The following is a 6,783-nucleotide window of genomic DNA, read 5'->3' as shown; positions in this document are numbered from 1 at the left end:
CTCTATCAGATCTTTCCGATCCGATTTCCTCGGTGCTTTCCAGTTCTTCGCTTTCGCGCTTCCCTTTCCGGCGGTTCCGACTCTATCAGATCCTTCGGGCCTGATTCCCAGTCAGAGGGGGTTGTCCTCCCGGCCGTTGGGCCGTTCCGACGCCCAAACTCTAGCGGGTTTCCCGGGCGACTCATAATCGAGTCATCGAAATGAATTTCGGCATGCGAAATTCACCCCGACTGAGGGATCGTGCTGAGTTTGGTTGCCGCATCAGCGGCGAGGATGGCCGTCGCAGAACCGTTCCGGCCCCGCGACAACTCGAAGAACCTTACGGATCGACGGGGGCCGTGTCAACTCTTCCCTGCCGCCGCCGAGACCGGTCCCTAGTCCAGGTCGGTCAGGCGTCCGCCGGCGTCCGGCTGATCGTGCTCGACCCGGCGCAGCACGCGGATCAGCAGCTCGCCCAGCAGGGCGCGCTCGTCCGCTGCGAGGTCCTGGAGCAGGTCCTCCTCGAACGTGGTGGCCATGCGCATCGCCTCGAGCCACTTCGTGCGGCCCTCGTCCGTCAGCTCGACGATCACGCGGACGCGGTTGTTCTCGTCCCGGTCGCGGGTCACGAGACCCTCGCTCGCCATCCGGTCGATGCGGTGGGTCATCGCGGCCGGCGTCAGACCGAGTCGCTTGGCGAGTTCCCCGGGGCCGAGGCGATAGGGGGAGCCGGAGAGGACCAGAGTCTTGAGGACCTCCCATTCGGCGTTGCTGATGCCGAGGGCCGCGACCTGGCGGCCGTACGCGACGTTCATCCGGCGGTTGAGCCGTCCGAGTGCGGAGACCACCTTCTCGACCTGGGGGTCGAGGTCCCCGTACTCGCGCTGGTAGGCGGCGATCTGCTCGTCGAGGGTCGGCTCCTGCGGGCCGGAGACGGCGTCCGCGGGGGTCTCAGTAGGCATGCGCGGAAGTATCGCACGGCACTCGTTGGCCTTGAAGTCCTTCAGTGTGTACTGTTGAGCTTCGAACTTTACTGTTGAAGTCTTCAGACTTCAGTCCTCCAGGTCCTGCAGGACCTCGACCGAAGTGGGTGAGTGTGACCAAGGCGAAGGGTGCAGCGATGCGCCGGATCCAGGCGGGGAACGCGCTGAGCGCGTTCGGGCTCGGCTTCACCGTTCCGTACCTCTACGTCTACGTGGCGCAGGTGCGCGACCTGGGCGCGAGTACGGCGGGAGTGGTGCTCGCCGTCTTCGCGATGGCCGCCCTCGTCGCCCTGCCGTTCACCGGGCGGGTCATCGACCGGCGCGGCCCGCTGCCCGTACTGGTGGGCGCCGCGGTGCTGGCGTCCGTCGGCGCGGCGGGCATGGGGCTGGCGGGGAGCGTTCCGGCCGTCGTCCTGGCGGCGGCGGTGCTCGGCGCCGGGACCGCCGTCATGCAGCCGGCGCTGGCCACCATGATCGTCTGGTGCTCGGAGACCACGACGCGGACCCGCGCCTTCGCCATGCAGTTCTTCCTGCAGAACCTCGGTCTCGGCATCGGCGGCCTGATCGGCGGGCACATCGTCGACGAGAGCCGGCCCGACAGCTTCACCGTGCTGTTCGGCATCGAGGCCGCGATGTTCCTCGTCCTCGCCGGTATCGCGCTGACCGTACGGCTGCCCGAGTCCGCGGCGCTGCGCGGTGTCCGGCCCGCCGCCTCGGAGGGCAGGGCCAGGGGCGGCGTGCGCGCGCTGCTGGGACACCGGGCGATGGTGCAGCTGCTGGTGCTGGGCTTCGTCCTCTTCTTCGCCTGCTACGGGCAGTTCGAGTCGGGACTCGCCGCGTACGGCACCGAGGCGGCCGGGATCGAGCCCGCCACCCTGGGCACGGCGCTCGCCGCCAACACCGCGGTGATCGTGGCCGCGCAGTTCCTGGTGCTCAGGTTCGTCGAGCGCCGCAGCCGCAGCCGGGTCATCGCCTCGGTCGGCCTGATCTGGGCCGTGGCGTGGACGGCCGCGGGCTACGCGGGCCTCGGCCACGGCAGCCAGGCCATGGCGACCGCCGCGTTCATCTCGACGTACGCGCTGTTCGGGCTCGGCGAGGCCATGCTGTCGCCGACCGTGGCGCCGCTGGTCGCCGACCTGGCGCCGGAGTCTATGGTGGGGCAGTACAACTCCGCGTTCGCCCTGGTCAAGCAGCTCGCGCTGGCGGTCGGTCCGGCCGTCGGCGGTCCCATGGGCGCCGCGCTCCACGCGCCGTACATCGTGACGTTCGTGCTGTTCTCGCTCGGCATCACGGTGCTCGCGCTGCGGCTGGGCAAGCAGCTCACGCCGGTGCAGGACCGCCCGGCGCCGGCGGCGAAGTCCCGCGTGGTGACCGTGCACAAGCCCGAGGAGGCCGTCGCCCCCGCCCACTGAGGCGTCAGGGCAGGGCGAACTCGCACCAGACGGCCTTGCCGCCACCCGGCGTGCGGCGGCTTCCCCAGGACGAGGCGATCGTCGCGATGATCGAGATGCCGCGGCCCGCCTCGTCCTCGGACTCCGCCCGGCGGCGTCGCGGCAGGTGCTCGTCCCCGTCCGTCACCTCGACGATCAGCCGCCGGTCCGTGCGGCGCAGCCGCAGGCGCATGGGCGGGGAACCGTGCTTGAGGGAATTGGCCACCAGCTCGCTCACGGCCAGGACCCCGAGGTCGTGCAGCTCGGGCGAGAAACGCCAGGAGGCCAGCACCCCGGAGGCGAAGGCACGCGCGCGGGGCGCGGCCTCGATGCCGCCGAGGAGGTCCAGCGCCGCGTTGTGGAACAGCTCGGCGTTCGCGCCTTTGCGGGTCGGATGCTGCAGGACGAGAAGCGCGACGTCGTCGTCGTGCTCGGCGGTCACCCCCAGGGAGCGGATCAGCCGGTCGCAGACCACCTGCGGGGTGCCGGTCGCACCGGACAGCGCGCGCTCCAGCGCCGCCATGCCCTCGTCGATGTCCTCGCGCCGGCGCTCCACCAGGCCGTCCGTGTAGAGGACGGCGGTGGCGCCGGGCGGGAGGTCGATGGACCCCGAGGCGTGCAGATATCCGCCGGTGCCGAGCGGCGGGCCGGTGGGCTCGTCGGCGCGGCGGACGGTGCCGTCCTGGTCGCGGACGAGGATCGGCAGGTGCCCGGCCGACGCGTACACCAGGCGGCCCTCGTTCGGGTCATGGACCGCGTACACACAGGTGGCGATCTGGCTGGGGTCGATCTCGGCGGCGAGCCCGTCGAGCAGCTGGAGCACCTCGTGCGGCGGCAGGTCCAGGCGGGCGTAGGCCCGTACGGCGGTGCGCAGCTGGCCCATGACGGCTGCCGCGCGGACACCGCGGCCCATCACGTCGCCGATGACCAGGGCCGTACGGCCGGCGCCGAGCGTGATCACGTCGTACCAGTCGCCGCCGACCGCCGCGTCCGTGCCGCCGGGCTGGTAGGTGGCGGCGAACCGCAGGTCGTCGGGCTGCTCCAACTCCTGCGGCAGGAGCGACCGCTGGAGGGTCACGGCGGTCTCGCGGTGGCGCCGCTCGCTGGCGCGCAGCCGCTCGGCCGCCTCGGCGTGGTCGGTGACGTCGGCCGCGAAGACCAGGACGCCCTCGGGCTCCTTGCCGCCGTCGGTCCGCTCGGCGGGCAGGCAGGTGACCGTGTACGACCCTCCGCCCCGGGTCCTGCGGGACTTGACCGTACGGGGCTTGCCGCTGCGCAGCACCTGGTCCATGAGCGGGAGCAGGCCGAGCTCGGCGAGCTCGGGGCAGCTGTCGGCGGCCGTGGTGCCGGGCGTGCGGTGACCGAAGGCGGCGGCGTACGCCTCGTTGACGTACGCGATGCGGTGGTCGGGGCCGTAGACGAGGGCGACCAGGGCGGGGAGGCGGCCGAGGATCTCCGGAACGGAGAAGTCCTCCAGCGCCGGAACGTCCGAGGGGAGCTCCGGGGGCTGTCCGGACTCACCGCGGGCCGCGGGCACCGCGCCCTCGCCCCGCTGCACCGGCGAGAGCCCCTGGTCGGTCCTCCGTGCTGCGGCGCGACGCTGCGTACCGGGGAGCCTGGGGCTCCAACGCGTGAAGTTCACTGACTTTCAAGCCTCAATGGGGGTCGTCGCCAAGGGTCACTCTGTGCAGGTGTGAGCCCACCTATGGTCACACGTCCAGTGTGGTCGACCGGACCGACAGTCCTCTTCGTCCAGTTCCTGTCGGCGGCGTCAGACGCCCGAAGGGCCGTCAGGGGAACTGTCCGCCGACTCGTCCGCGGCACTGGGCGGGGGGCCGCTGTCCTTTCCGTCGCCGTCGCGTCTGGCACCCGCGGCAAGTTCGAACTCTGCTCGCGGATGCTCCAGCGAGCCGAGGGAGACGATCTCACGTTTGAAGAGACCGGCGAGGGTCCATTCGGCCAGCACGCGGGCTTTGCGGTTGAAGGTAGGGACGCGGCTGAGGTGGTAGGTGCGGTGCATCAGCCAGGCCGGATAGCCCTTGAGCTTACGGCCGTAGACGTGGGCGACGCCCTTGTGGAGGCCGAGGGAGGCGACGGAGCCGGCGTACTTGTGGGCGTACTGGTGCAGCGGCTGTCCGCGCAGGGCGGCCGTGATGTTCTCGGCCAGGACCTTGGTCTGGCGCACGGCGTGCTGGGCGTTGGGCGCGCACTCGGCGCCGGGCCTGTCGGAGGTGACGTCCGGGACGGACGCCGCGTCACCCGCCGCCCAGGCGTGGGCGACGCCGTCGACGGTGAGGTGTTCGGTGCAGACCAGGCGGCCGCGCTCGTTGAGGGGGAGGTCGGTGGCGGCGAGCAGGGGCGCCGGTTTGACGCCGGCCGTCCACACGACGGTCCGGGTCGGGAAGCGGGAGCCGTCGCTGAGCACGGCGACCCGGTCCTCGCACGATTCGAGCCGCGTGTCCAGGCGTACGTCGATGTTCCGGGCGCGCAGTTCCCGGACGGCGTAGCGGCCCATCTCCTCTCCGACCTCGGGCAGGATGCGCCCGGCCGCCTCGACGAGGATCCACTTCATGTCCTCGGGTTTGACGTTGTGGTAGTAGCGCGCGGTGTAGCGGGCCATGTCCTCCAGTTCGGCGAGGGCCTCGACGCCCGCGTAGCCGCCGCCGACGAAGACGAAGGTCAGGGCCGCGTCGCGGATCGCCGGGTCGCGGGTGGAGGACGCGATGTCCATCTGCTCGATGACGTGGTTGCGCAGGCCGATGGCCTCCTCGACCGTCTTGAAGCCGATGCCGTAGTCGGCGAGGCCGGGGACGGGCAGGGTGCGGGAGACGGAGCCGGGGGCGATGACGAGCTCGTCGTAGGTGATCTCGACGGCCCCGGTGCCCTCCTCCTCGGTGGCGAGCGTGGTGACGGTCGCCGTCCGCTTGGCGTGGTCGACGGCGCGGGCCTCACCGATGACGATCGTGCATCTGGCGAGGACGCGACGCAGGGGGACGACCACATGGCGCGGGGAGATGGAACCGGCCGCGGCCTCCGGCAGGAACGGCTGATACGTCATATAAGGGTCGGGGGCGACCACCACGATCTCGATGTCGCCGCGGTCGAGCTCCGGCTTCAGCTTCCGCTGCAGGCGCAGCGCGGTGTACATCCCGACGTAGCCGCCGCCGACGACCAGAATGCGTGTGCGCGGCGAGGTGCCGGAGGTCGTGCCCCGGGAGTTTGCAGCCTTCACCATCCCATGACGCAACGGCCTCAGTCGTTTGTCCACAGGCCCGGCGAATTGTGTGACCGGAAGCCGTCGGTGGCCCTGTCGCGGCACAGCTCGGGGCATAACGGAAGCCTCGCAGGTCAGGCCGGGCGGGGTGGCGGGAGGCAGCGGGTGGAATAGGGATCCTTCCGGTCCTTGCTCCGATCGGGGGGCGCTCCGCACGAAGTACCCCCTTCTGAATTGACTCCGGCTCAACTATGTTCGTTGTCGATCGGGGTGCCAGGCCATGGCACCCCGGCAGACCAGGGCGGGGATGTCTCCGGGGGGAGACGACATGACCGGGGGAACGCTTATGCACATTCAGGAATCGCATTGGCAGACCGCTGTCGCGCCGGCTTCGGCCGCGGACGGCAGTGGGAGCGGACAGACGGGTCCGCTCGGGACGGGCCGTTCGGCGCCGCTGCGCGTGGACGCGCAGCGCAATCTCGAGCATGTCCTGCGCGCTGCCCGTGAGGTGTTCGGCGAGCTGGGGTACGGGGCCCCGATGGAGGACGTGGCCCGGCGTGCCCGGGTCGGAGTGGGCACGGTGTACCGCCGTTTCCCGAGCAAGGACGTACTGGTGCGCCGGATAGCCGCGGAGGAGATCTCCCGGCTGACCGAGCAGGCGCGCACGGCTCTCGGGCAGGAGGAGGAGCCGTGGTCGGCGCTCTCCCGGTTCCTGCGCACCTCGGTGGCGTCCGGTGCCGGGCGGCTGCTTCCGCCGCAGGTGCTGCGGGTCCGGGCGGACGGCGACGAGACGGCGGGGCACGCCGACGACCTGCCGGGTGAGGCGCGCGAGGACATGTGGGTGCCGCAGCAGCGGGCGGCGGCGTCCGGGCTGCGTGTGGTCAGGCCGCGCCCTGTGCCGGCCGAGGAGCAGGACGACGCCGGCGCGGCGGACCTGCTGGAGGTCGTGGGCCGGCTGGTCGAGCGGGCACGGGCCGCGGGTGAGCTGCGCGACGACGTGACGGTGGCCGACGTGCTGCTGGTGATAGCGACGGCCGCCCCGTCGCTGCCCGACGCCGCGCAGCAGGCGGCCGCGTCGACCCGGCTGCTGGACATCCTGCTGGAGGGTCTGCGGCCGCGGTCCGCGTGAGGTTCCGCGCGGGACGCTCGTCCTGTGATCCGTGCCTGGCGGCTCGGC

Annotated in this window: 5 protein-coding genes; 2 read left to right on the top strand and 3 right to left on the bottom strand. The window is 71.5% G+C overall.

Annotated elements, in window-relative coordinates; translation table 11 throughout:
- Positions 1-374: 374 nt before the first annotated feature.
- Positions 375-941 carry a MarR family transcriptional regulator gene (locus AB0K02_RS30025; protein ID WP_365995715.1) on the bottom strand — a complete coding sequence of 189 codons (567 nt, stop codon included), beginning with the start codon at positions 939-941 and terminating at the stop codon, positions 375-377.
- Between the two features lie 158 nt (positions 942-1,099).
- Between AB0K02_RS30025 and AB0K02_RS30020 the strand changes: the two genes are divergently transcribed.
- Positions 1,100-2,374 (top strand): MFS transporter, encoded by a 1,275-nt coding sequence (locus AB0K02_RS30020; RefSeq protein ID WP_365995717.1) that lies wholly within the window; start codon positions 1,100-1,102, stop codon positions 2,372-2,374.
- A 4-nt stretch (positions 2,375-2,378) separates the two neighbouring features.
- Here the strand turns inward: AB0K02_RS30020 and AB0K02_RS30015 are convergent, their stop codons facing one another.
- Both AB0K02_RS30015 and AB0K02_RS30010 read right to left on the bottom strand, forming a co-directional pair.
- Positions 2,379-4,034 carry a SpoIIE family protein phosphatase gene (locus AB0K02_RS30015; RefSeq protein WP_365995713.1) on the bottom strand — a complete coding sequence of 552 codons (1,656 nt, stop codon included), beginning with the start codon at positions 4,032-4,034 and terminating at the stop codon, positions 2,379-2,381.
- A 129-nt stretch (positions 4,035-4,163) separates the two neighbouring features.
- Positions 4,164-5,627 (bottom strand): NAD(P)/FAD-dependent oxidoreductase, encoded by a 1,464-nt coding sequence (locus AB0K02_RS30010; RefSeq protein WP_365995712.1) that lies wholly within the window; start codon positions 5,625-5,627, stop codon positions 4,164-4,166.
- A 325-nt stretch (positions 5,628-5,952) separates the two neighbouring features.
- Between AB0K02_RS30010 and AB0K02_RS30005 the strand changes: the two genes are divergently transcribed.
- A complete protein-coding gene (locus AB0K02_RS30005) occupies positions 5,953-6,735 on the top strand; it encodes a helix-turn-helix domain-containing protein (protein ID WP_365995711.1) in 783 nt (260 codons plus the stop codon).
- The last annotated feature ends 48 nt before the right edge of the window (positions 6,736-6,783 follow it).

The sequence above is a fragment of the Streptomyces sp. NPDC049597 genome, from assembly GCF_040675505.1.
Lineage (GTDB): Bacteria > Actinomycetota > Actinomycetes > Streptomycetales > Streptomycetaceae > Streptomyces.
The sequence above is the reverse complement of the archived record's forward strand: the minus strand, read 5'-3'. Positions and strand labels throughout refer to the sequence as shown.

Excerpts from the sequence above, each read along its gene's own strand:
- AB0K02_RS30025 (WP_365995715.1), bottom strand. The coding sequence starts at position 941 with ATGCCTACTGAGACCCCCGCGGACGCCGTCTCCGGCCCGCAGGAGCCG.
- AB0K02_RS30020 (WP_365995717.1), top strand. The coding sequence starts at position 1,100 with ATGCGCCGGATCCAGGCGGGGAACGCGCTGAGCGCGTTCGGGCTCGGC.
- AB0K02_RS30010 (WP_365995712.1), bottom strand. The coding sequence starts at position 5,627 with ATGGTGAAGGCTGCAAACTCCCGGGGCACGACCTCCGGCACCTCGCCG.
- AB0K02_RS30005 (WP_365995711.1), top strand. The coding sequence starts at position 5,953 with ATGCACATTCAGGAATCGCATTGGCAGACCGCTGTCGCGCCGGCTTCG.